The sequence below is a fragment of the Leclercia sp. 29361 genome, from assembly GCF_011290365.1.
In the GTDB taxonomy this organism is placed as follows: Bacteria; Pseudomonadota; Gammaproteobacteria; order Enterobacterales; family Enterobacteriaceae; genus Enterobacter; species Enterobacter tamurae.
In genome coordinates, this window is the sequence record NZ_CP049786.1 from 2,157,427 (window position 1) to 2,181,444 (window position 24,018).

Genomic DNA, 24,018 nt, shown 5'->3' on the forward strand with positions numbered 1-24,018 from the left:
TCGGGAGTGTTGTGTTGTTATGTTTTATTATTTTAAAGGTGACGGCGTCACGTTTTCTGGGATCGGGCAGACGTACGGTTTTTCATTTAACTGTTGAGCAAACTCCTCGCGGCAGGCGGCCAGCAGCGCCGGATCCTGCAGCAGTGCCAGGGCAGTAGCGCCCATCACTTTTCCGGCCAGCAGCATCCCCTTATGGGCGATAGAGGTGCGGCCCTGGGCCACCAGCTGCCAGGTGTGCAGCGGTGTGCCGACGGTAAAGCAGGGGCTGAAGCACTGGGCGACCGGCATTTTCCAGCTGACGTCGCCCACGTCGGTGGAGCCCGCCAGCACGTTATCGGTGATGGCATACGGGGCAACCTCATCCACCAGCAGGGTCTGCTGATGCCGACGGGCAAACTGCTTGCCGTCTTCTCCGCCGGTAGCGGCGATATTTTTCAGGCTGTTTTGCAGATCGTTGTCGGTCAGCGTGGCGCGGATCTCCGCCGCAAAGGCGCGTTCTTCCACGCTCCATGCCGGGGTGCCGAAATGCTGAAGAGCGCTGTACATGGCGGCCTCCAGCGTGCGGTTCGGCAGATAGCTGGAGCAGGCTTTATCGAAGCGGCGTTCAACGCTGGTTTCGGTCATCAGCGCTGCGCCCTGGGCAATCTTTTCGATCCGCTCGTAGATCTGCTGCGCATCGGCCATCTCCGGGGCGCGGATCAGATACAGCACTTCCGCCTGGGCCTGCACCACGTTTGGAGAGATCCCGCCGGTATCGGTGATGGCGTAGTGGACGCGGGCTTTTTCAATGATGTGCTCGTTGAGGAAGTTGGTCCCGGTGGTCATCAGGGTGACGGCGTCCAGCGCGCTGCGCCCCAGATGCGGGGAGTTGGCGGCATGGGCTGCGGTACCGTGGAAACGCCACGCCGCCTGGATGTTGGCTAAAGTGCTGACGTTAAACATCCCGGCAAAGGCTTCCGGATGCCAGGTGACCGCGGCGTCCACGTCGTCGAACAGCCCTTCGCGCACCATAAAGGTTTTACCCGATCCGCCTTCTTCGCCAGGGCAGCCGTAAAAACGCACCGTCCCGCTGCCGCCGTGCTGCTCCAGCCAGGACTTTGCCGCCACCGCAGCCGCCAGCCCGGCGGTGCCGAGCAGGTTATGCCCGCAGCCGTGGCCGTTGGCCCCCGGGGTCTCGGTTTGCGGGGTGGCGCAGTGCGCCTGCTGGCTTAACCCTGCCAGGGCATCGTACTCCCCCAGAATGGCAATCACCGGTTGCCCCTCGCCGTAACTGGCGATAAAGGCGTTCGGCACGCCGCCCGCCTCGCGGGTCAGGCTAAAACCTTCCGCTTCCAGGGCGCTGGCCAGCCGTTCAGCGGACCAGAACTCTTCGAAGCGGGTCTCAGGATGATCCCAGATCTCATCGGCAATCCTGGTAAAGTGCTGAGATCGGGTGTCGATAGCATCCTCAATAAAACGGTACATGCTCTGCATTACACACCTCGCGTCCACGGGAAGTTAAGCGCGGTTCGCGCCAGGGTTTCGATGGCGATGAGCATCACCGTCTCGTCGAAATCGAATTTTTCGTTGTGGTGTCCGGCGCTCAGGGTGGTGCCAAACACCATATAGGAGGCGAGGCCGCCGTTCTGCTGAACCCGGGCCATCATCAGGGTGGCATCTTCCGATCCGGCAGGGGCTTTTACTCTGTCGATGGCCTGCTCCACACCGGCCACCTGGGATGCCTGCTCGCGCAGATAGTTCACCCACGCCGGGGAGGGGGCGCTGGAGGTCGCTGCACCCATCAGACGCAGCTCGGTGCTGACGCCGTGCATCGCCGCCGCGCCGTCAATGACCGCTTTCGCGCGCTCGAACACATAGTTATTAATGGCTTCGCTCTCGCCGCGGGTCTCTACCTTTAGCAACGCAGTGGCGGGGACGACGTTACGCCCGCTCCCCGCCTGCATCACGCCGACGTTGACGCGGGACGCGCCTTCGCTGTGCGGGGCGATGCTGTGCAGGCCAATGGCGGCCTGGGCGGCGGCCAGCAGGGCATTGCGTCCCTCTTCGGGTTTGCCCCCGGCGTGCGCCGCTACACCGGTGAAGCGCACGTCAAACTTGGTGGTGGCCATAAAGTTATCGCTGCCGCAGATCACGGTGCCCGCCGGTACGCCGGTGCCAATGTGGATGGCGGTGAAGTAGTCCACGCCGTCGAGTGCGCCCGCTGCAACCATGGCGCGTGCGCCGCGGGTGCCCTCTTCGGCAGGCTGGAAGATCAGTTTGATGGTGCCGTTCAGCTGCGCGCGGTACTGCATCAGCAGGTGCGCCAGCCCGAGTCCAATGGTGGTGTGGCCGTCGTGGGCGCAGGCATGCATCATGCCGCTGTTGCAGGAGGCAAAGCCTTCCCGGGCCGGAAGATGCTCATCCTGAGTGGATTCATCCAGATCCAGCGCGTCCATATCGACCCGAAACGCCAGCGTCGGCCCCGGTCGGCCGGTATTGAGCGTGGCCACAATCCCGGTAAATCCGCCCTCAAAGGCGCTGAGCCATTTTTCCGGCGCACCCTGCTGACGGGCGCGGGCAAAGGCCTGGGCCAGGGTGGCCTCGTCGGGCAGGCCCATCCGGCTGTCAGCATCGACCACATCGCGGCCCATCGCCAGTTCGTAGCCCAGTTGATCCAGTACTTCTGCCACTTTTGCCGCGGTGCGGAACTCCACCCAGCCGGACTCGGCAAAGTGATGGAAGTCGCGTCGCCAGGCGGTGAGTTGCGGGAAGAGGGTTTGCAGGTCCTGCGCCAGTGTATGCATATCGTTTCCTGTCATCATAAGAATATGTGAACTGCTTCACACTGTGATAGTTTTTACTTATCACTAACCGTTTATTCACAGATTTAACCGTTCGTGGCTTACCCTGGCACAATCAATTCCATTACAGTAGATGACAGTTTCTTTACTCTGATAAACAACGGTTATCGGTGCCGACATGACATTCCAGGTAAAATTTCATCAGCTGCGGGCCTTTGTGGAAGTGGCGCAGCAAGGGAGCATCCGTGGGGCGGGGCGGGCGTTGAATCTGTCGCAACCGGCGTTAACCAAATCCATTAAAGAGCTGGAAGAGGGCATCGCGGCGCAGCTGTTTATTCGCCGCAGCAAAGGGGTGACCTTAACCGAGTGCGGAGAGAGTTTTTACCAGCACGCCAGACTGATCCTCGAGGAGTTACGCAGCGCCCAGGACGATATTCGCCAGCGGCAGGGCCAGCAGGCCGGACAGATTAATATCGGGATGGGGGCCAGCATTGCCCGCCTGTTAATGCCCGGGGTCATTTCCCGCTTCCATCAGCAGCATCCGCAGGTCAAGGTGCGTATTATGGAAGGACAATTAGTTTCGATGATTAATGAATTACGCCAGGGGGAACTTGATTTTACCATCAATACCTATTACCAGGGGCCGTATGATCATGAATTCACGTTCGAAAAATTGTTTGAGAAGCCTTTTGCGATATTTTGTCGGGCAGGCCATCCGGCAATAGAAGCTGAATCTATTAGCGAATTACTTAAATATAGCTGGACGATGCCAACGCCGCGAGGCAGTTATTATAAGCAGCTGGAAGAGATGTTTTCCCACCGGGATCAGATCCCCCATATAGGCGTGGTCTGCGAAACGTTTTCGTCCTGTATTAGTCTGGTCGCGCAGAGCGATTTTCTCAGCATTCTGCCGCAGGAGCTGGGCTGCGACCCGCTGCTGGCCAACAGGCTGGTGATGTTGCCGGTGAAAGAACCGTTACCGAAAGCGACCTATTACCTTATTCAAAGAAGGGATTCCCGACAGACGCCGTTGACTACCGCATTAATCACACAATTCAGACGGCATGCCCGGCAGGTTATTTATTAGACAGTATGAGGATAAAAAAATGGAGCCCATCGACATCCAATAGACTCCACAGTACACACAGCATTGCTCCACATGCATCTCTGCTTATTATTTCCATTGTGCAGATACCTTCATGTATAACATCTTTTGGTGATAAATAAAGAAATTAAGTCCACGCGATCATAAAAATTTAATGTAAGTCATAAAGTTAATCATTAATAAAATTTCGTTTTAGTCCAGTTACATTAATTATTAAATTAACTGAACTGATTATTATTTTTTTAATAGTCAATCGACGCCGCATTGAGCCCCGAGAAAGGGGCAGGTATAGTACCCTGTCAGCTAAGCAGGAGGATGCCATGAACCCAGACGATAAATCGCTTTTTCTCAACGCGATGGAGGATGTCCAGCCTCTCAGGCGTTGTGCCGACGTTCACTGGCAACCCGCCCCGACAACGCGCATCCGTCAGCCCGTGGACACCAGCCAGCTGGATAACTTTCTCACCACCGGCTTTCTGGATGTTATTCCTCTGGCAGAGCCGCTTTCGTTTCAGCGGGAAGGGGTGCAGCTGGGGGTCATCGATAAGCTGCGCTCGGGCAAATACCCCCGTCAGGCGAGCCTCACCTTATTGCGTCAGCCCGTTGAGCAGTGCCGCCAGCAGCTGTTTACCTTTATCCGCCAGGCGGAGCGCGACGGCTTACGCAATCTGATCATCATTCACGGTAAAGGACGCGACGATAAGTCTCACGCCAACATTGTGCGCAGCTATCTGGCGCGCTGGCTGACGGAGTTCGAGGCGGTGCAGGCCTATTGTGTGGCCCAGCCTCACCACGGCGGCAGCGGGGCCTGTTATGTCGCGCTGCGCAAGTCCAGCGAGGCAAAACTCGAAACCCGCGAGCGACTGGCTAAACGCAGCCGCTAGATCATGGACAACACCGCATTATGCTACCGCCAGTTTGGTGAGCCTGAGTCAGTTTTGCAGCGGGAAACCGCGGTAAAAGCGCCGCTGCAGCCGGACATGCTCCGGGTGCAGATGCTGCTCTCTCCGGTCAACGCCTCGGATCTGATCCCCATCACCGGTGCTTACCGGCATCGCATTAGCTTGCCCGCCATCGCCGGATATGAAGGCGTAGGGCGGGTGATTGCCGCCCCCGTCGGTTTCACCCACCTGTTGGGCCAGCGGGTGCTTCCGCTACGGGGAGAAGGCACCTGGCAGCACTATGTCGACTGCCCGGCGGCGCTGGCGATCCCGGTTCCGGATACTATTGATACTCTTCTGGCGGCGCGGGCGTTTATCAACCCTCTGGCGGCCTGGCTGATGCTCAACCTCTGGCCTGTGCAGGGTAAACGGGTGCTGCTGACCGCCGCCGGATCGGACTGCGCCATTCTGCTGGGACAGTGGGCGCTCCGGCGTGGGGCGACGGAAGTGTACGGCATTCACCGCTCGGCAATTCATGCCGACAGGCTGCGGGGGATGGGGATCGTCCCGATAACGCAGCAGGAGAGCGACAGCGTGCGCGCCATCGCCGCCGCCAGCGATATTGTCTATGACGCCACGGGGGGCGAGCTGGCGCAGACCATCTTAAGTGCAATGCGTAACAGCGCGGCATTTATCTGCTACGGGTTGCTCTCCGGACAACCCTTTACGTTACAGCGTCACTTCCCGCCGATGCACTGGTTTCATATTCGCAACCACTTCGACGCGCTTAGCCCGCAGGCATGGCAGGCAGCGTTTATCGAAATCTGGCCGCTGCTGACCAGCAGCCACTACAGTGGCGCCCGGCTGCTGCCGTTCAGTGCCTGGCAGACGGCCCTGGCCGACTACCGGCAGACGGGGCGAGACCACAAGCCGCTGCTGGATTTTACCTGCGATACCCCTTAGCTCGCATGGCTCATATCACTCAGCAGCAGCGCAATGCTTTTGCCGCCGGAGGTCTGCTCCAGCGCAATCTTGACGATAATGGTCAGGGGCACCGAGAGCAGCATGCCCACCGGCCCCAGCAGCCAGCCCCAGAAGATCAGCGACAAAAATACCACCAGCGTCGAGAGGCCCAGTCCGCGCCCCATTAACCGGGGCTCGAGAATGTTGCCGAAGATCAGGTTGATAAACAGATACCCCGCCAGCAGCACCAGCGCCGGGTAAAAGCCGCTGAACACCAGCACCTGCGCAATCGGTGGGATAGCCGCCAGCACCGATCCGATGTTCGGAATATAGTTCAGGGCAAAGGCCAGCAGCGCCCAGACGAAGGCGAACCGGACCTCCAGCACCGCCAACATTCCCCAGACCACCAGCCCGGTCACCAGGCTGATGGCGGTCTTTAACACCAGATAGTGCGAGACGCTGTCGAGGGCGCGCTGGATCGCAGCCATGCCTTCCACCGGGCGGGTCATCAGAGGCTGGAGCTTCGCCGGCAGCTGCGGCACCTCCAGCAGCATAAATACCACCGTCAGCAGCAGTAAAAAGATAGCGGTCATGGCGCTGGAAAGCTGCGACAGCAGGGCGGTCACCAGGGTCATGGCGGCATTGGGATCGATGTACTTCAGCAGCTCTTCCATCGATACCTCAATCCCGGCCCGCTGCAGCCAGGGTTCCAGATGCAGCAGCGGCACGGCCAGCGAGGAGCGGTAGTGCGGCAGGGTGCGCGCCAGCTCATTCAGCGAGGTGCCCAGATAGGCCACCAGCAACGCCATGAAGATCACGATAAGCAGGATCGGCAGGGTGATTGCCAGCACCCGGGGAAGACGCAGGCGCACCAGCCACCGCACCAGCGGATGCAGCACCACGGCGATAAACAGCGCCAGAATAAAGGGCACAATAATATCCGCCGCAACGCGGATCCCCGTCAGCACAATCACCAGCATGCCGAGCATGATGACTATTTTTAATCCGTTGAGAGTAATAATGTGTTTGGCCATGCTGGCTCCTGGTACCGTTCTTTTTATATATTCTAACGGCGCGGGGCGTTTAAAAAATTAACCAAACACAAACAGTAAGGGTAAAGAAATGAAAAGGCTTTGAGTAAAATCCTGGCTTGTGGTAAAAATCAGCTGTGTTTAACTACCGGAGACAATTTTCATCTGCACTGACGAGAAGCAACACCGCAGATAATTGTAATTTTATGGACAATCTGTTCAGGACGCATTTTTCAAACATCTCTGCTTTATCCTCCTCTTTTTGCCTGCTGTCTGGCGAGCAACACTGGCGCAACGCGCTGTAGATCCTCTCTCTGCCTGTGCTGGCGCTTTGCGCCCGGCTGAATCTTCATTCGTTTTTACCCGGCTGCCACCTTTGGCGAGCCGCGAAGGATTATATTCTCAAGCAGGAGAAAAAATATGTTTTACTGGATCCTCTTAGCCCTGGCTATCGTTGCTGAAATAACCGGCACACTTTCAATGAAATGGGCCACCATCAGCGGTGGTCACAGCGGCTATATTTTAATGCTGTCGATGATTGCGCTGTCCTATATTTTCTTGTCTTTTGCGGTTAAAAAAATCGCGCTGGGCGTGGCGTACGCATTATGGGAAGGGGTAGGTATTTTCTTAATCACCCTTTTTAGCGTTTTACTGTTTGATGAGTCGCTGTCGCTAATGAAAATGGCGGGTCTGACGACGCTGGTCGCTGGAATAATATTCATTAAATCCGGCACCCGCAAACCGGCAAAACAGCGCAAGGAGGCGACCCATGCCACAGTTTGAGTGGGTTCATGGCGCCTGGCTGGCGCTGGCCATCGTCCTGGAGATTGCCGCCAACGTGTTGCTGAAGTTTTCCGACGGTTTTCGCCGCAAAGTGTTCGGCCTGCTGTCGATTGCGGCGGTACTCGCCGCCTTCAGCGCCCTGTCGCAGGCGGTCAAAGGTATTGAGCTGTCGGTGGCCTATGCCCTGTGGGGCGGTTTCGGGATTGCGGCGACGCTGGCGGCGGGCTGGATCCTGTTTGGGCAACGGCTGAATAAGAAGGGCTGGATTGGCCTGCTTCTGCTGCTCGCCGGGATGATCATGATAAAACTGGCCTGATACTCTCGCTGCCTGCCATTACAGGCAGCGAAATTCATGACCTGTATTACGCTTAGTCTGAGGGCATTAACATAATGAGGAATGAATGCATACCCCTTTAAGCTGGCGTAAAATCCCTTCTGCAAAAACCTTGTTTGTCATGATTTTTATGGCAGGGCTCGGCTTAATCGTCTCGGTTGTGATCCTGCTCTACCTCTCGCTCAACCTTATCAGCAGTAAAGCCAATGAAATCGACGAACAGCGCACGGCCCTCTCCGTACAGGGTGCCGTTCAGACCTCTGTCAACCGGGTCTGGTCGCTGGTGATTGATAATGCCGTCTGGGATGACGCGGTGCGCGAAGCCTACCGCCCGGCGCTAGACGTGGACTGGCTCTATAACACCTGGGGCGCGGGCTACAAGGTGAATAACCTGTATGACGGCACCTTTGTGCTCGACGAACGTTTCCGGGTGCTGTGGGGCTCATTCAGAAGCCAGCCTTTCACGGAAAAAAACCTCGACTTCTTTGGCGATGGCCTGATATCGCTGATCCAAATGCATACCAACGCCCTGAAATCGGATAAAAATATCTACGCCGGGATCACCCGCACCCGCGCGGGGATCGCCTTTGTCGGCGTCGGACTGATCCGCCCCACGATGGGTAGCCTGCAGGCAGGGGATAATACCCGCCGCTTTCTGGTCATCACCCGCCACATCAATCCGCAAATTTTGCGCGATCTGGGGAACACCTTTCAGATCGACGATCTGACCTTTACCCCGGAGCAGATCACCGACGTGAGCGTGCCGCTGAAAAGCGCCTCGGGCGAGGTGCTGGGCTATCTGTCGTGGACGCCGCGCCTGCCGGGGGCCGCCGCGGCGAAGGCCGCTTCGCTGGACATCACCCGGATCGTGCTGTTCACCGCGGCGCTGATTTTGCTGTTCATCCTCTTTAGCTGCGTGGGGCTGTATAAACTGGCGCGCGGTGAGAACCTGGCGCGAAAAGTGGCGCGTACCGACTGGCTCAGCCATTTACCTAACCGCCGGGCGCTGATTGAAGAGCTGGAGCGGGTGAGCCTGCGCGGCGATACCGATCGCAAAAGCGTGGTCTTTATCGACCTCGACGGCTTTAAAGATGTGAATGATATCTACGGTCATGAGGTCGGGGATGAGCTGATCGTGATCATCGCCGGGGCGTTACGCGACAACGTGCCGAAGGACGGTATGCTGGCCCGCATGGGCGGGGACGAGTTTGCCATGACCATCGGCGGAGAGAACGCCGAAGCGCTGGCCTCGGCCTTTGCGGGCTTTGTCCTCGATTATCTTCACAACGCGATCCGCGTCGGGGAGCGCACCATCCATATTGGCGCCAGTATCGGCATCGCCAGCGGCACCCTGGTGGAGTGCACCAGCTCGGAGCTGTTCCGTCGCGCCGATATCGCCATGTACCACTCCAAAATCACCGGCAAGGGGCGGGTGACGCACTATGATACGGAGCTGAACAGCGTCCGCGAGCGCCAGGTGGCGATTGAAGGCCAGATCCGCAGCGGCCTTGAACGTGAAGAGTTTGATGTCTGGTATCAGCCGATCATCGATGCGCGCAGCCAGAAAATGGTGAGCGTGGAGGCGCTGGTGCGCTGGCCGCGGCGCCCGGAAGGGCCGCTGCCGCCGGACGTGTTTATCACCATCGCCGAGACCAGCGGACTGATTTACGCCCTGGGGCAGTTTGTCCTGCGCCGGGCCTGTCAGGATCTGGAGCCCTTCGCGGATTTAAAACTGTCGGTCAATATCTCACCCGCCCAGTTCCGCGACCCGGATTTTGAGGCCAAAGTGGCCGGCGCGCTGGAGTTCAGCCGCTTCCCGGCCACGCGCCTGCAGCTGGAAGTCACCGAAACCTACGTGCTGGAAAATCCCGAGCGGGCCCGCTCAGCCATCAGCAACCTTAAAGCCCAGGGCATCGCCGTGGCGCTGGACGATTTTGGCACCGGCTACTCCAGCATCGGCTATCTCAGGCGCTTTAACTTCGACACCATTAAGATCGACAAATCGCTGGCGGGGCTGGTGGATCGTGACGAGCAGGCCGCGGCGCTGGTCAGCGGCACGGTACGCATCGCCAGCGCTCTGGGGATGTCCGTGGTGGCCGAAGGGGTGGAGAACGAGAAGCAGATGAAACTGCTGCGGCTGGCGGGCTGCGATCAGTTGCAGGGCTTCTGGTACAGCCAGCCGATGCCAATAGAGGCGATTAGGGCGCTACGCCAGCAGCGACAGTGTTAAATCACTGCTGGGCCAGCTCTTCCAGCTTGTCTCGAAAACCGGTAATCGACAGGGCGCGGTTATCGGCCCGCCAGCGATCTTTGGCCGCAGGGGCGGAACTTTGTACCCCGATAACCTGCCAGCCTTCGGCGGTTTGCAGCATCAGCGGCGAGCCGCTGTCGCCGGGCAGAGTATCGCACTGATGCGACAGCACGCCGGTTTGCGCCCAGCCGGTGACGATGCAGTCCTGATGGGTATAAAGCACGTCGAGATGATCTTCCGGGTAGCCCGCCTGATTTACCTTGCGGTCGGCCGCTTTCAGGGCGGCGGTCAGGGCGTCTTTGTCACCGGTAAACAGCGGCAGCGGGGTGATCCCCGACGGCGGATTACGCAGCACCACCAGACCAAAATCCCACGAGGCGGCAGACGGCGGCACGATCCAGCCATCGCCGTCGGCTTTCAGCCGCCGTCCCAGTGATGACGGAACGCGTCCTTCAATGCCGTGGATCTCATAGCGCCAGCTGCCTTTTAGCGACACAAAGCGCAGGGCAACGGCGGTATCCGGTTTACCGTTCGGCGGCACCAGCAGACAGTGACCGGCGGTCAGCGCCAGCCGGGGAGTGATGAGGGTCGCGGTACACAGATTTCCGCTGGCGGTTTCCAGTTGGCCAATGGCATCCCACGGCGAGCTGGACGGATCGGCGACACGCGTACGGTCGTCATGACCAAAAAACAGCGTCTGTACCTCTTTTTTGACGTTCGCAGCGTCGTCGCTGCCATCGTCCGCATGACTCAGCCCAGAAAAGAGAAAAAACGTTCCCAGTACAACCACAACAGATTTACGCATATCACACTCTGAAGGGGGATAATTATGATTATTAAATATGAACCCTGGTTATTAACTATAGACGGGACAGCGCGAAAGTGGGAGTAAAATCAGCGTGCTACATTCATGAAATATAAAACACACTGGCGACAAGTGCGCATAAAATAAGCGTGATAAGAATGAACTCAAACCGATAGCGCTGAAACATAACGCCCTCCGGATAGAAAAACGGCGCTGCAACCAGGGTGGTTCAGCGCCGGGGACCAACGCACCCCTCAGGGCACGTTAAGGTAAGGCGGCTTATGCAGCCGGTTTTGCTGCCGGGGCTGCAGCGTCATGTTTAACGGCTTTTTTATGGTGTTTTTTGGCAGCCTGCGCTTTCTGAGCAACCGGCGCCGCGTCTTCTTTCTTCACCGCTTTTTTATGCTGCTTTTTAGCAGCCTGCGCTTTCTGTACCGCAGCTTTGTGGTGTTTTTTGTGATGCACGGTTTTCGCAGCCGGTGCTGCGGTTGCCGCTGGTGCAGCAGTGTTGGCGACGGTGTCAGCAGCGAATGCAGCAGAAGAGAGACCCATTGCAGCGGCAACAACCAGAGCTAATACTTTTTTCATCATCCTACCCTCGAATTTGGTTTTTCATTTAACCCCACTGCGGGGCCGTTGAAAGAACTATATCCCTGAAAACTGAGGGCTTCCGTGAGTGATTGGTGACGGCGTGTAACGCAATGTACAAAGGCGGGTGGAACGCGTACGAACGAGCCCGCTCGTACGCGTTATCGTTATTTCTTCAATGCCGCGAGAATGGCTGCCGGGGGTTGGCTTCCCACTATTGAGCGCGTTTCGGGCTCGACTACCACCATCACCGGCGTGACGGTGATGCCCAGCCTGTCTGCCAGCGCGGACTGACGCGTGACCAGATCGGAACAGGCCGGGGTAGTGTCGTTATCAGGTAAAAATCCTGCCATTGCCTGCTGAAGGCTTTTCGTCTTATCGGTGGAGCACCATACGCGCCCCATATCTTCTATCACCGAGTCGCGAATCGATTTCGGGGCAACGGTCAAAAATGACATGGTTAACCCGGCGTCCGTATACTTTTTAACGTTTTTCACCACCGTGCTGCAGTAGCTACACTGGTTATCAATAAACACCAGCAATTTGTACTTTTCGGCGGGCGCCTGGAAGGTGATGGGGTGGAGGTCGTCCAGTGAGCGGGTGATATCGTCGTAAGCTTCTTGCGGCGTGTTGTCCGTGGCCGGGGTCGTCGCGGCGAAAGTGCCGGAACTCACCGCACACAACAGGGCAATAGCTATATTTTTGGTAATGTCTTTCATCATTTATCCCTTTATTTATGATTTATGCCTGGTCTGTTAACAGCTTGATTATGCGAACAGGTCAATACCTCATACAGAAAGTGACGGCACGTAGATATGTGCAAAATCATCTTCTTATTGCATAAAGGGAAAAAAACGCCGGAGCAGGCTCCGGCGGGAGGTATTACAGATAGCGCGAGGTGAGATGGTCGCGGAAGTAGCGGCTGTTGAGATCTTCCCCGGTGGCCTGCTCGATCAACTGGGCGGTGGTGAAGCGGCTGCCATGCTGCCAGATGTTCTGGCGCAGCCAGTCGAACAGGGCGCTGAAATCCCCGACGGCGATGGCGGCGTCCAGATCCGGCAGGGCTTTTTTGGCCGCAGCGAACAGCTGGGCGGCGTACATTGCCCCGAGGGTGTACGACGGGAAGTAACCAAAGCCGCCGTCTGTCCAGTGGATGTCCTGCATACAGCCGTTGCGGTAGTTATCTTTGGTCGATAAGCCCAGCCACGCCTGCATCTTCTCATCCCACAGCGCCGGGATGTCCTCCACCTCGATGTCGCCGTTAATCAGCGCTCGCTCGATCTCGTAGCGCAGCACCACGTGCGCCGGATAGCTGACCTCGTCAGCATCCACGCGGATATAGCCGGGCTTGACGCGCTGGTTCCAGGCGACAAAGTTCTCCGGCGTAAAGGCCGCCTGGCTGCCGAACCGCTCGCGCACTGCCGGGAGCAGGTGGTTCAGGAACGCCTTGCTGCGCCCAAGCTGCATCTCAAAGAACAGGCTCTGGGATTCGTGGATGGCGGTAGAGCGCGCCAGGGCGATGGGCTGGCCGAGCCAGTTGCGCGGCAGGTTCTGCTCGTAGCGGGCGTGACCGGTTTCGTGGATCACACCAAACAGGGCACTGAGCAGCTCCTCTTCGTCGTAACGGGTGGTGATGCGCACATCTTCCGGCACGCCGCCGCAGAACGGGTGGGCGCTGACGTCCAGCCGACCGGCGTTAAAATCGAACCCGAGGGTCTTCATCGCCTCCAGCCCCAGCTCACGCTGGATCGCCGTCGGGAACGGGCCCGGCGGCGGCACGAAGGATTGCTGCGCCTGCTTCTCGACCACCTGGCTCAGCAGGTCCGGCAGCCAGGATTTGAGATCGCCAAACAGCACGTCGAGGCGGGCACTGGTCATGTCCGGTTCGAAAATATCCAGCAGCGCATCGTAAGGGGTGCAGCCTTTGGCGTCGGCGCGCAGGCGGGCTTCTTCCCGGCTCAGTTTCACCACCTCTTTCAGGTTGGCGGCAAAGCCCGGCCAGTCATTGGCCGGACGCTGGGTGCGCCAGGCATGCTCGCATTTACTGCCCGCCAGCGATTTGGCTTCCACCAGCGACTCCGGCAGTAGCGCAGCCTGTTGATAGTGGCGGGTCATCTCCCGCAGGTTGGCCTGTTCGACGTCGTTCAGATCTTCGCTTTCGGCATTACGCAGCCAGTCAGCCACTTTTGCATCGGTCAGGATTTGGTGTTGCAGGACGCTCAACTCAGCCAGCGCTTCGCCGCGGGCAGTACTCCCCCCTGCTGGCATCATCGTAAACATGTCCCAACTGGCGATGGAGGAGAGGTGGGAGAAGCGGGAGAGACGCTGGAAGGTACGGGTGAGTTGCTGATAAGAAACGTTTTTCTGCATAGTTCTTGTTCTCGTTCAGATGGATGTGTTCAGGTGAGTTTACCGTGATTTATGAGCGATTCATGCACTTTTCATGTATTCGTTTGAGGCGAGGAAAAGGAATGGGCTGGCCACCGCAGAGTGCTGATATGAAAAAGGGGCCTAATCGCCCCTTTGATTGTTAGTCATATAACCATTTACCTGCTTTTGCAGACTCAGCAAGCATACGAAGTGTTAGCGGTTCTGGTTCACCGTCGTCCTTTCCGCTAGTGAATAAGGAGTAAAGGATAAATGTCTCCTCAGGCCAGTATCGGTAAAAGTCGAAGTTGGCAGGGTCCACATCAAAGCGTTGAAAATATTCCCTCATGATGTCTGCCCCTGTTTCACTTGCCCAAACGTAATCACCTGTGGAGAGGCTGGTATCAAGGGTTACGGGCCATGACTTCCTGGTAAACAGGGCAGGTTTGTTGAACCGTTCACAGTACCAGCTAATCACATCTTCATTTGTCACCATAACTTGTCGTTTCCTCTGGCTATGGTGTTGTATTTCATTGTCGCCTTATAAGCGATGGCTGAGACATCAGCAGCAATAACAAAAATCCCAAGGACAGGAATCCATCGACCCACAAATGCACCGAGATTGGTAACATAGGCAAACTTCATCCTTCTGATACTTGAGTTAGTCAAGGTGGGTAAGCGTCTGGTTTCGATGTTCAGCCAGTGACGTAACTGTGAGCTGAGTGGTGATGTTCCGGGGGTTGTCCCTCCAGGTTTGCCTCTTGTCGCTATTTCAGGTTGACCTAGCAGAATTAGCCCAACGGTTAAAAGATCGCTTGTTCCGAACTGTTCAGCCGCTTCATCAAGAAAAATCCAAAAGAGCAACTCTCCGGCGGAAAGGTTGGAGTATCCCTTATAGAAATACGTTCCGTTAAGTTCTTCCACACTATCCATGCATAGTTACCTGGTTACACGTTCTGCCCATGCGTCGGAATACTGAATATTTCCGTCCTTGAATGTCCACGTGATTTTAGCGTAGCGTAATTGTACCTGCTCAAGGTGACCTGCATTTATCACAGTTTTTGTGTCGTGCATCATTGGTGTGACTGAAACAATCTTCACCCCTTCCAGGAACATGTTGTAATACTCAACTTCCTGGCCTGCATCATTGATGCGATACCATTTAAACTCCGCACTTTGAAGAGTTTGCCCTGTAGCTACAGCTTTCATGAGATAAGGGGATGAACTGTCGAACTCCTTTTCGAACATCAGGGCACCGTGAACGCGTGTCCCTGTAAGTTTTCCGGTATTGCCATCGGTCGGGATATAGAGGTTATGGCTGAATGATGTGATTTCTATGGATTGATCACGGTGCCTTACATCTACAGAACCCTTGATGAGAGCGCCGCCATCGTCTTTTAGCCAAAGATAAGCCGGTATTGCCATATTTCATTTTCCTTATGATATGTATGGATAATCCGTTGAAAGCCTAACCTGTATGCAATGATGAGTAAATGAACAATATGCGGTAAGCTATTGTTTAGTAATGCTTGATATGGGATTTAGAATGATTAAAAACGAAAAACCCGCACTCGTTTTGCACCAGTACGGGGTCGTAAATAAAGCCAAAGATAGATTTGCTACTGGTGATCACCTGATGAGTTTATTTCAAACGACAATGAAGGCTCCTGCCCACCAGCAACGCCCCACACAGCATCAATGCAATAAACCCGCCCACGCCGTTCCAGCCGTACTGATGCCAGAACACGCCGCCGAGCGTCCCGGCGATACTGGAGCCCAGATAGTAGCTAAACAGATACAGCGAAGACGCCTGACCTTTGGCGCGACGGGCGCGCGGGCCGATCCAGCTGCTGGCGACCGAGTGGGCAGCAAAAAAGCCGGCGGAGAAGAGCAGCATCCCGGCAAAAATCACCCACAGGTTACTGACCAGGGTCAGCAAGACCCCGGCCAGCATAATGCCCGTCGAGGCCAGCATCACCGGGCCGCGGCCGAAGCGGGTAGTCATCGCCCCGGCTTTCGGTGAACTCCAGGTCCCGGTCAGGTAGGCCACCGACAGCAGGCCGACCAGGGCCTGGTTCAGGTGCCAGGGGGCGAGCATCAGTCGGTAACCAATGTAGTTAAACAGGGTGACAAACGAGCCCATCAGCAGGAATCCGGTCAGGAACAGCAGGGGCGGGCCCCGATCGCGCCAGTGCAGGCGGAAGTTAATCAGCAGTGTTTTAGGTCGCAAGGCGGTAGGGCGAAAGTGGCGCGATTCCGGCAGGATTTTCCAGAACATCAGCGCCGATGCCAGCGCAAAGCAGCCGATCGCCGCCAGCGCAATTCGCCAGTTGAAGAAGTCGGTAAAGACCCCGCTCAGCAGCCGTCCGCTCATCCCGCCAATAGAGTTACCGCTGATATAGAGCCCCATCGAGAAGGCGACAAAGCTGGGGTGGATCTCCTCGCTAAGGTAAGTCATGCCCACCGCCGCCACGCCGCTGAGGGAGAGGCCGATCAGCGCGCGCATGATCAAAATCCCGTGCCAGCTGGTCATCATCGTCGACAGCAAAGTACAGACCGAGGCCAGCAGCAGGGCGGTGACCATCACCGGTTTGCGACCGATGGCGTCCGACAGCGGCCCGGTAAAGAGTAAACCGACCGCCAGCATCCCGGTGGCGATTGAGAGCGAGATACTGCTGGTGGCAGGCGTCACGCCAAACTCGTGCGACAGCACCGGCAGGATCGGTTGCACGCAGTAGAGGAGGGCGAAGGTCGCCAGTCCGGCGGAGAACAGCGCCAGGGTGACGCGCATAAACTGCGGGGTGCCGCGTTTGATTAACTGAACCGGACGGGGCCTGGTTGGTATATCGATATCATCTGTCGGGGCGATATCAGCCGTTGTTGTACGACTCACGTAAGTTCCTTGCTTCAACATCCCCGTGATTTCTGGTGACGGGTATGACCACAGGGATCAGGGTAGGAAAATGTAAATATTCTGTCTAATATATTAATAATCTCAAATGATACGTTAAAGATATGAATATCGAACTGCGTCATCTGCGCTACTTTGTCGCCGTCGCTGAGGAGCTGCATTTTGGTCGCGCCGCGGCGCGGCTGAATATCTCTCAACCGCCGCTGAGCCAGCAGATCCAGGCCCTGGAGCAGCAGGTGGGAGCTCGTCTGCTGGCCCGCACCAACCGCAGCGTAGGGCTGACGGCGGCAGGGCGCCAGTTTCTGGCGGACAGCCGCCAGATCCTGATTCAGGTGGACGAGGCGGCCGCCCGGGCAGAACGCCTGCATCATGGCGAAACCGGGGAGTTACGCCTCGGGTTCACCTCGTCTGCGCCCTTTATCCGCGCCATTTCGCACACCCTGTCGACCTTTCGCCGCCTCTCACCGGACGTGCATATCCAGACCCGGGAGATTAACACCCGGGAGCAGATCGTCCCGCTGAGCGAAGGTTCGCTGGATCTCGGCCTGATGCGCAATACCCAGCTGCCGGATACCCTGGCGTGGCAGCGGGTGCTGCGCGAGCCGCTGCTGGTGATGATCCACCGGGATCACCCTCTGGCGGCCAAACCGGCCATTTCTCTTGCCGAGCTGGCCAACGAGCCGTTTGTCTTTTTTGATCCGCGTGTTGGCACCGGCCTGTATGACGACATCCTGGGGCTGCTGCGCCGCTACGGTGTTACCCCGGTCATCACCCAGGAGGTGGGTGAGGCGATGACCATTATCGGCCTGGTGGCGGCCGGGCTGGGGGTGTCTATCCTGCCGGCCTCGTTTAAACGCCTGCAGCTGAATGAAATGCGCTGGGTAGCGATAGCCGAACCGGATGCGGTGTCAGAGATGTGGCTGGTATGGTCGAAGCATCATGAGCTCAGCGCTGCGGCACAACGTTTCAAAAAACTGTTGATTCAGGCCTCGTCGGGCGGTTAAGCGGCAAAAAAAGCGGGTAAAAATGTGCTGTAAATCACAAGGCTAAGTAAAAATTTGACGATCACTGTAGAAGTGCTTCACCATAGCCCACAGTTTATTTCGAAGCTCGAAAATAAGGGAGTACGTGGTGGTTGCTGATAGTCAGCCTGGGCATATCGATCAGATTAAGCAGACCAATGCGGGTGCAGTATATCGCCTGATTGATCAGCTTGGGCCGGTCTCGCGCATCGATCTTTCCCGCCTTGCGCAACTGGCACCTGCCAGTATCACCAAGATTGTACGAGAAATGCTCGAGGCGCATCTGGTGCAGGAGACCGAAATTCAGGAGCCGGGCAGCCGTGGCCGTCCGGCGGTAGGGCTGGTGGTGGAAACCGAAGCCTGGCACTACCTCTCGTTGCGTATCAGCCGGGGCGAGATCTACCTGGCGCTGCGCGATCTCAGTAGCAAGCTGGTGGTGGAAGAGCAACTCCCGCTGGCGCTGCAAGCTGAGCTGCCGCTTGAGGTACGGATCACCGCGCTTATCGATCAATTCTTTATTCATCACCAGCAGAAGCTGGAGCGTCTGACCGCCATCGCCATCACCATGCCGGGCATCATTGATACCGAAAATGGTATTGTCCACCGGATGCCGTTCTACGACGACGTCAAAGAGATGCCGCTGGGAGAGGTGCTGAAAAACCACACCGGCGTGCCGGTCTATATTCAGCATGACATCAGCGCCTGGACCATGGCCGAGGCGCTGTTCGGCGCTTCGCGTGGGGCGCGGGATGTGATCCAGGTGGTGATTGACCACAACGTGGGCGCCGGGGTGATCACCGATGGCCGTCTGTTACACGCCGGGAGCAGCAGCCTGGTGGAGATTGGCCACACCCAGGTTGATCCTTACGGCAAACGCTGTTACTGCGGTAACCACGGCTGCCTGGAGACCATTGCCAGCGTCGATAGCGTGATGGAACTGGCCCAGCTCCGGCTCGGCCAGTCGATGAGCTCGACGCTGCACGGCCAACCCCTGACCGTGGCGTCGCTGTGTGCGGCCGCCCAGCAGGGAGATCTGCTGGCCAAAGATATCATTACCGGCGTGGGCACCAACGTCGGGCGCATCATTGCCATCATGGTTAACCTCTTTAACCCGCAAAAGATCCTGATCGGTTCGCCCCTGAGCCAGGCGGCAGGTGTCCTCTTCCCGGCGATCGCCGACTCCATCCGCCAGCAGTCCCTTCCGGCCTACAGTAAACATATCGTGGTGGAGAGCACCCAGTTTACCAATCAGGGGACGATGGCCGGTGCGGCGCTGGTGAAAGATGCGATGTACAACGGGTCCCTGCTGATCCGTCTCCTGCAGGGTTAACAGATTCCTGTAGTCTTACCAAAAATTGCGCTATCTCAAACTGAGCGGATAGCGCATGCCTTAGACTTCCCCCACTGAATTATTTCCTTGATTTATATTTCCAAAGCATAACGGTGGAGTGAGTGATGCTTAAGCGTTTCTTTGTAACGGGTACTGATACTTCTGTCGGTAAGACGGTGGTGTCCCGCGCCTTACTGCAAGCCCTGATGGCCAGCGGGAAGCGCGTAGCAGGGTACAAACCGGTAGCAAAAGGGAGTAAAGAGACGCCAGAGGGATTGCGCAATAAAGATGCGCTGGTGTTACAAAGCGTCTCCTCGCTTGAACTGCCTTATCACGCAGTGAACCCCATTGCGCTCAGCGAAGATGAGAGCAGCGTGGCGCACAGCGGGCTGGTTAATTACACCCTGTTATCAAACGGGCTTGCCAGCCTGAGCGAGCAGGTCGATCACGTGGTGGTGGAAGGGACCGGCGGCTGGCGCAGCCTGATGAATGATTTGCGTCCGTTATCAGAGTGGGTAGTGCAGGAGCAACTCCCGGTCCTGATGGTGGTGGGCATTCAGGAAGGCTGTATTAACCACGCCCTGCTGACGGCACAGGCGATTGCCAATGACGGCCTGCCGCTGGTGGGCTGGGTGGCAAACCGCATTAATCCGGGCCTGGCCCACTATGCTGAAATCATTGAGGTGCTGAGTAAAAAGCTGCCGGGTCCGCTGGTGGGCGAGCTGCCGTATCTGCCCCGCGCTGAGCAGCGCGAGCTAGCGCACTACATCGACCTCTCGACTTTCAGCAGTGTGTCGCCCGTAGATCGAGTCGTGGCGTAACGTCCGCGACAGGACTGACGCCACCACGCAGGCAATCAGCAAGCCGGGCAGAAGCAGATACTGCCCGGTCATTTCACAGACCATCAGCGCCGACATGATTGGCGCGTGCGTCGTCGCAGCGAGCAGCGTCGCCATCCCCGCCAGCCCGAGCAAAATCGCGGTTTCAGACCCGGGTATCCACAGCATTAAGAGTTGCGCAAACAGCATTCCGGTCGCCATGCCGACAAACAGCGTGGGCGTAAATACCCCGCCCGGTGCCCCCGAGCCGCTGCTGGCGAGTACGGCCAGCAGCTTGCAAATGAATACCCCGGCAATCACCGACAGCAGCGGCGGCGCGAGCAGAAACCCCTGCACCACGCTGTAGCCATTGCCCCACACCTTTGGCGTCAGCAGCGACAGCAGACCGACGATCAGCCCACCCAGCGCCAGCTGCCACGGCGGCGAGAGCCGCAGGCGCAGAAACAGGGAGTGACTGAAATCCATTAACCACATCAACGCCGGGCCGCAGATGCCGGCCAGCAGGCCCATGCCGACCATCAGGGCGTAATCCACCCCGGTGAGCGTTTGGCTGAAATGTACTTCATACAGCGTGCTGGCGTCGGGGCTGAGCAGGCGAGTGGTGAGCAGGGCGACCACGGCGGCAATCACCACCGGGCCGAGCGAGGCCAGCATCAGGGTGCCGAATAAGATCTCGGCAATAAACAGGCTCCCGGCTAAGGGGGCGTGGTAGGCGCTGGCCATCCCGGCGGCGGCCCCGCAGGCGATCCACAGTTTCCATTCTGATTTCGGCGTAAAGCGCCGGGCAAAAAAGGAGGCGGCGAGGGCGGCCAGCAGGATCATCGCCCCTTCGCGCCCAATGGCGCTACCGCTGGCGACCACCAGTAATGATGCCAGAGATTTCACCAGGCTGGCACCATAGTCAAACTGCCCGTCGCCCGTCTCCAGGGCTTCCATATAGTCGGTAGGCGCATGCGGACGCTGCGCCGTCATGCGCTGCCATCCCCATAGCAACAGCCCGGCCGCCAGCCCGCCCAGCGCGGGGGTGAGTGCGCGGCGCCAGGGCGAAAGGGCGCTGGCCGCATTCACCAGGCTGCCGCTCTCATTACTGAGAAACAGCCACTCCAGCAAATACATGGCGTGACGAAACAGCGCCACGGCCAGCGCTGCCAGCACGCCGGTGACGGTGGCAATCAGCAGCCTGCGAAACATCGCGCGGATATCAGGGTAAGCATGGAGTCGATGCATGGGTTACGCGTAAACAGGGAAGATACAATATTGTGAGGGGAAATCGGGGGGTTAGCAACGTAAAGAGCCGGGCAGAGCCCGGCTGACAGGATTAGCTTTCGCTATAAATATTCAGCGCCCGGCGCGTGCGGCCAGAGCTGAGGTATTCCGCAATATAGTCCTGGGAAATCTCGCCGTTATAGCGCCCGTCCTCATCGACAATCGGCATCCAGCTGGTGTTGCTCTCGTACAAACGCGACAGCACCACGCGCAGGTTGTCTTCCGCCTTGCCGGTCATGCGGAACGGGTGGATCAGATCGGCGCAGGTGCCGTTGGCATGACGCGCTTCGCGGCGCTTCACAAAGCCCAGCGGCTTGCCGTTTTCGTCCACCACGGTGACCGCGCGGATGTCGTTGTCATCCATGATAGCGAAGGCTTCAGGCAGCGGCGTCGCCGGGCGCACGGTCAGGGTCGGCTGCTGATCGGTCACATCTCCCGCCGAGACCAGCAGCAGGCGCTTCAGGGTACGGTCCTGGCCGACAAACGAGCCGACAAACTCATTCGCCGGTTTGGCCAGCAGTTCGTCCGGGCTGGCGCACTGGACAATTTTCCCCTGGCGGAAGACGGCGATGCGGTCGCCGAGCTTCAGCGCCTCGTCGATATCGTGGCTCACCAGCATCACGGTCTTTTTCAGCTTGCGCTGCATCTCGAGGAACTGGTTCTGGATCACCTCGCGGTTGATCGGGTCAACCGCACCGAATGGTTCATCCATCAGCAGTACCGGAGGATCCGCCGCCAGAGCACGGATCACGCCGATACGCTGCTGCTGACCGCCGGACATCTCGCGCGGATAACGGTTGAGGAATTTATGCGGGTCCATCGCCACCATATCCATCAGCTCTTCGGCGCGGGTTTTGCACCGGGCTTTGTCCCAGCCCAGCATTCGCGGCACCACGGTGATGTTCTCTTCGATGGTCATGTTCGGGAACAGACCAATCTGCTGGATCACGTAGCCGATGTTGCGGCGCAGGGTGACGGTATCCATGTCGCTGGTATCCTGACCGTTGATCAGGATCTTGCCGCTGCTTGGGGTAATCAGGCGGTTAATCATCTTCAGGGTAGTGGTCTTGCCGCAGCCGGACGGGCCGAGCAGGACGCACATCTCCCCTTCGGGCACGTTCAGGTTGACGTTGTCCACGGCCTTAAAGGTCTGGCCCTGTTTCTGTGAAAATTGTTTGGTGAGGTTTTCCAGTTTTATCATTATCGAATCCCCTTTGGAGTCAGAACGATCTGCAGACGGTGCAGTAACCAGTCGAGCACAATCGCTAAAAGACAAATCATCAGTGCACCGGCAATCAGCATACGAATATCGCTTCCGCCAATGCCGTTAAGCAGCAGCAGGCCCAGCCCGCCCGCGCCAATGACGGCGGCAATCGCCATCACGCCGATGTTCATCACCACGGCGGTACGGATCCCGCCAAAAATCACCGGCAGCGCCATAGGGATCTCTACCCAGCGCAGACGTTGCCAGAAGGTCATGCCGATCCCGCGACCCGCTTCGCGCAGACCTGGCGGCAGGCTGTCGAGGGCGGTGTGGGTGTTACGCACAATCGGCAGCAGCGAGTAGAGGAATACCGCCGTAATGGCGGGGAGGGCGCCAATACCCTGACCGATCATGGAAAAGAGCGGGATCATCAGGCCGAACAGAGCAATCGACGGGATGGTCAGCACGATGGTGGCAATCCCCAGCACCGGGGTCGCCAGCCATTTGTGGCGCACAATCAGAATGCCCAGCGGCACGCCAATGATGATGGCCAGGCCCACGGCTAACGCCACCAGCCACAGATGCTGCAGCGTCAGGCTTAACAGATAGCCCCAGTTATCAATAATGTAGTGAACCGTATCCATAGCGCCTCCTTACAGCAGCTGCTTGCTACGCAGGAAATCACGGGCGACCTGCTGCGGTGACTGATGATCGATATCCACCTTCTTGTTGAGCTCGGTGATAACGTCGTTATTGAGCTGGGCGGAGAGCGTGTTCAGTGCCTCCTCCAGACCCGGATTGGCTTCCAGGGTGTCCTTACGCACCACCGGGGTCACCGCATAGCTCGGGAAGAAGCCTTTGTCATCTTCCAGTACCTTCAGGTCGAAGCCCTTCACGCGCCCGTCGGTGGTGTAAATCAGCCCGGCGTCAACGAAGCCGTCGCGCACCGCGTTATAGACCAGACCGGGGTCCATCTGGCGGATCTGCGGGCGATCCAGCTCCAGGTTATAGGCGGCCTGCAGCGGCTTCATGCCGTCGCTGCGCCCGGAAAACTCGAGGTCCAGACCCAGCATCCAGTTGTTGTCCGGGTCGGTTTTACGCACCTGCTCGATCTTAGCGACCAGCTCCGACATGGTGTTGATATTTTCCGCTTCGGCGCGCTTACGCTGCATGGCAAAGGCGTAGGTGTTGTTCATGTCCGCAGGGTTGAGCCACACCAGACCATGTTTGGCATCAAGACGTTTCACCGTCTCGTAAGACTCCTGCGGGGACATGCGTTTGTTGATGTGGTTAAAGATGATCAGCGACGTACCGGTGTACTCCCAGGTCATGTCGATCTGCTTGTTAATCATCGCATTGCGGGAAATCACCGTCGCAATGTTGGTCTGGGGCTGCACCTGGAATCCTTTCTTTTGCAGGTACTGCACGGTCATGGCCGAGAGAATATGCTGCTCGGTAAAGCTCTTGGTCGCCAGAATCAGCGGTGCGGCGAGCGCCTGGCTGGAGAAGAGCGCGGCGGCGCACAGCGCCGTCAGGCCGGTAAACAGTCTCATAGAAG

At 57.7% G+C, this 24,018-nt stretch carries 24 protein-coding genes; 9 read left to right on the plus strand and 15 right to left on the minus strand.

All coding sequences use genetic code 11. The features are described 5' to 3' along the window. Positions 1-27: 27 nt before the first annotated feature. Both G7090_RS10300 and G7090_RS10305 read right to left on the minus strand, forming a co-directional pair. Positions 28-1,473, minus strand: a complete 1,446-nt coding sequence (locus G7090_RS10300; RefSeq protein ID WP_166182319.1) for a M20 family metallopeptidase — start codon at positions 1,471-1,473, stop codon at positions 28-30. After that, positions 1,473-2,783: a M20 family metallo-hydrolase gene (locus G7090_RS10305; protein WP_166182320.1), complete on the minus strand. Its 1,311-nt coding sequence runs from the start codon at positions 2,781-2,783 to the stop codon at positions 1,473-1,475. Before G7090_RS10305 ends, G7090_RS10300 begins: the two co-directional genes overlap by 1 nt. Before the next feature lie 175 nt (positions 2,784-2,958). Here G7090_RS10305 and G7090_RS10310 point away from each other — a divergent pair, with 175 nt between their 5' ends. The 3 genes from G7090_RS10310 to G7090_RS10320 all read left to right on the plus strand — a co-directional run bounded on the left by G7090_RS10310 (position 2,959) and on the right by G7090_RS10320 (position 5,729). Next, positions 2,959-3,867, plus strand: coding sequence for a LysR family transcriptional regulator (locus tag G7090_RS10310; RefSeq protein ID WP_106993765.1), 909 nt, complete (start codon positions 2,959-2,961; stop codon positions 3,865-3,867). A gap of 338 nt (positions 3,868-4,205) precedes the next feature. Beyond that, positions 4,206-4,769 (plus strand): DNA endonuclease SmrA, encoded by a 564-nt coding sequence (gene smrA, locus G7090_RS10315; protein ID WP_106993766.1) that lies wholly within the window; start codon positions 4,206-4,208, stop codon positions 4,767-4,769. A 3-nt stretch (positions 4,770-4,772) separates the two neighbouring features. Next, entirely contained in the window at positions 4,773-5,729 is a 957-nt protein-coding gene (locus tag G7090_RS10320) for a zinc-dependent alcohol dehydrogenase family protein (protein WP_166182321.1), read from the plus strand. Here the strand turns inward: G7090_RS10320 and G7090_RS10325 are convergent. Continuing rightward, the gene (locus G7090_RS10325) at positions 5,726-6,763 is read right to left on the minus strand and encodes an AI-2E family transporter (RefSeq protein WP_166182322.1); all 1,038 of its coding nucleotides are present in this window, start codon (positions 6,761-6,763) and stop codon (positions 5,726-5,728) included. The genes G7090_RS10320 and G7090_RS10325 overlap by 4 nt on opposite strands. A gap of 417 nt (positions 6,764-7,180) precedes the next feature. On the opposite strand from G7090_RS10325, the gene mdtJ reads away from it, so the two are divergent. From mdtJ to G7090_RS10340, 3 genes are all read left to right on the plus strand, one after another. Continuing rightward, on the plus strand, positions 7,181-7,543 hold the full coding sequence (mdtJ, locus tag G7090_RS10330) for a multidrug/spermidine efflux SMR transporter subunit MdtJ (RefSeq protein ID WP_166182323.1): 363 nt from the start codon (positions 7,181-7,183) through the stop codon (positions 7,541-7,543). Further along, the gene (gene mdtI, locus G7090_RS10335) at positions 7,530-7,859 is read left to right on the plus strand and encodes a multidrug/spermidine efflux SMR transporter subunit MdtI (RefSeq protein ID WP_166182324.1); all 330 of its coding nucleotides are present in this window, start codon (positions 7,530-7,532) and stop codon (positions 7,857-7,859) included. The genes mdtJ and mdtI overlap by 14 nt, the downstream gene beginning before the upstream one ends. Before the next feature lie 85 nt (positions 7,860-7,944). After that, positions 7,945-10,107: a bifunctional diguanylate cyclase/phosphodiesterase gene (locus tag G7090_RS10340; protein WP_166182325.1), complete on the plus strand. Its 2,163-nt coding sequence runs from the start codon at positions 7,945-7,947 to the stop codon at positions 10,105-10,107. Between the two features lies 1 nt (position 10,108). Here the strand turns inward: G7090_RS10340 and G7090_RS10345 are convergent, their stop codons facing one another. The 8 genes from G7090_RS10345 to G7090_RS10380 form a co-directional block, all read right to left on the minus strand. After that, positions 10,109-10,933: a serine protease gene (locus G7090_RS10345; protein WP_166182326.1), complete on the minus strand. Its 825-nt coding sequence runs from the start codon at positions 10,931-10,933 to the stop codon at positions 10,109-10,111. Positions 10,934-11,212: 279 nt separating this feature from the next. Next, positions 11,213-11,521 carry an acid resistance repetitive basic protein Asr gene (asr, locus tag G7090_RS10350; protein WP_166182327.1) on the minus strand — a complete coding sequence of 103 codons (309 nt, stop codon included), beginning with the start codon at positions 11,519-11,521 and terminating at the stop codon, positions 11,213-11,215. Positions 11,522-11,688: 167 nt separating this feature from the next. Then, a complete protein-coding gene (locus G7090_RS10355) occupies positions 11,689-12,243 on the minus strand; it encodes a thioredoxin fold domain-containing protein (RefSeq protein WP_166182328.1) in 555 nt (184 codons plus the stop codon). Positions 12,244-12,403: 160 nt separating this feature from the next. Further along, entirely contained in the window at positions 12,404-13,891 is a 1,488-nt protein-coding gene (locus G7090_RS10360) for a carboxypeptidase M32 (protein ID WP_166182329.1), read from the minus strand. 160 nt (positions 13,892-14,051) lie between these two features. Continuing rightward, entirely contained in the window at positions 14,052-14,384 is a 333-nt protein-coding gene (locus G7090_RS10365; protein WP_166182330.1) for a DUF1493 family protein, read from the minus strand. Continuing rightward, a complete protein-coding gene (locus G7090_RS10370; protein ID WP_166182331.1) occupies positions 14,378-14,821 on the minus strand; it encodes an STM2901 family protein in 444 nt (147 codons plus the stop codon). Before G7090_RS10370 ends, G7090_RS10365 begins: the two co-directional genes overlap by 7 nt. Before the next feature lie 6 nt (positions 14,822-14,827). Continuing rightward, positions 14,828-15,313: an Hcp family type VI secretion system effector gene (locus G7090_RS10375; RefSeq protein WP_166182332.1), complete on the minus strand. Its 486-nt coding sequence runs from the start codon at positions 15,311-15,313 to the stop codon at positions 14,828-14,830. Positions 15,314-15,530: 217 nt separating this feature from the next. Next, the gene (locus G7090_RS10380; protein WP_166182333.1) at positions 15,531-16,781 is read right to left on the minus strand and encodes an MFS transporter; all 1,251 of its coding nucleotides are present in this window, start codon (positions 16,779-16,781) and stop codon (positions 15,531-15,533) included. Positions 16,782-16,903: 122 nt separating this feature from the next. On the opposite strand from G7090_RS10380, the gene G7090_RS10385 reads away from it, so the two are divergent. From G7090_RS10385 to bioD, 3 genes are all read left to right on the plus strand, one after another. Then, the gene (locus G7090_RS10385; protein ID WP_106993777.1) at positions 16,904-17,803 is read left to right on the plus strand and encodes a LysR family transcriptional regulator; all 900 of its coding nucleotides are present in this window, start codon (positions 16,904-16,906) and stop codon (positions 17,801-17,803) included. A gap of 127 nt (positions 17,804-17,930) precedes the next feature. Further along, complete coding sequence (gene mlc, locus G7090_RS10390; protein WP_166182334.1) at positions 17,931-19,151, plus strand: sugar metabolism global transcriptional regulator Mlc; 1,221 nt, start codon at positions 17,931-17,933, stop codon at positions 19,149-19,151. A 125-nt stretch (positions 19,152-19,276) separates the two neighbouring features. Next, complete coding sequence (gene bioD / locus G7090_RS10395; RefSeq protein WP_166182335.1) at positions 19,277-19,972, plus strand: dethiobiotin synthase; 696 nt, start codon at positions 19,277-19,279, stop codon at positions 19,970-19,972. Here the strand turns inward: bioD and clcB are convergent. From clcB to osmX, 4 genes are all read right to left on the minus strand, one after another. After that, positions 19,907-21,217, minus strand: coding sequence for a voltage-gated ClC-type chloride channel ClcB (clcB, locus tag G7090_RS10400; RefSeq protein WP_166182336.1), 1,311 nt, complete (start codon positions 21,215-21,217; stop codon positions 19,907-19,909). The genes bioD and clcB overlap by 66 nt on opposite strands. Positions 21,218-21,308: 91 nt before the next feature. Continuing rightward, positions 21,309-22,457: an osmoprotectant ABC transporter ATP-binding protein OsmV gene (gene osmV, locus G7090_RS10405; protein WP_166182337.1), complete on the minus strand. Its 1,149-nt coding sequence runs from the start codon at positions 22,455-22,457 to the stop codon at positions 21,309-21,311. Beyond that, a complete protein-coding gene (osmW, locus tag G7090_RS10410) occupies positions 22,457-23,104 on the minus strand; it encodes an osmoprotectant ABC transporter permease OsmW (protein ID WP_106993781.1) in 648 nt (215 codons plus the stop codon). The genes osmV and osmW overlap by 1 nt, the downstream gene beginning before the upstream one ends. A 9-nt stretch (positions 23,105-23,113) precedes the next feature. Then, positions 23,114-24,013, minus strand: a complete 900-nt coding sequence (gene osmX, locus G7090_RS10415; protein WP_106993782.1) for an osmoprotectant ABC transporter substrate-binding protein OsmX — start codon at positions 24,011-24,013, stop codon at positions 23,114-23,116. Between the last annotated feature and the right edge of the window lie 5 nt (positions 24,014-24,018).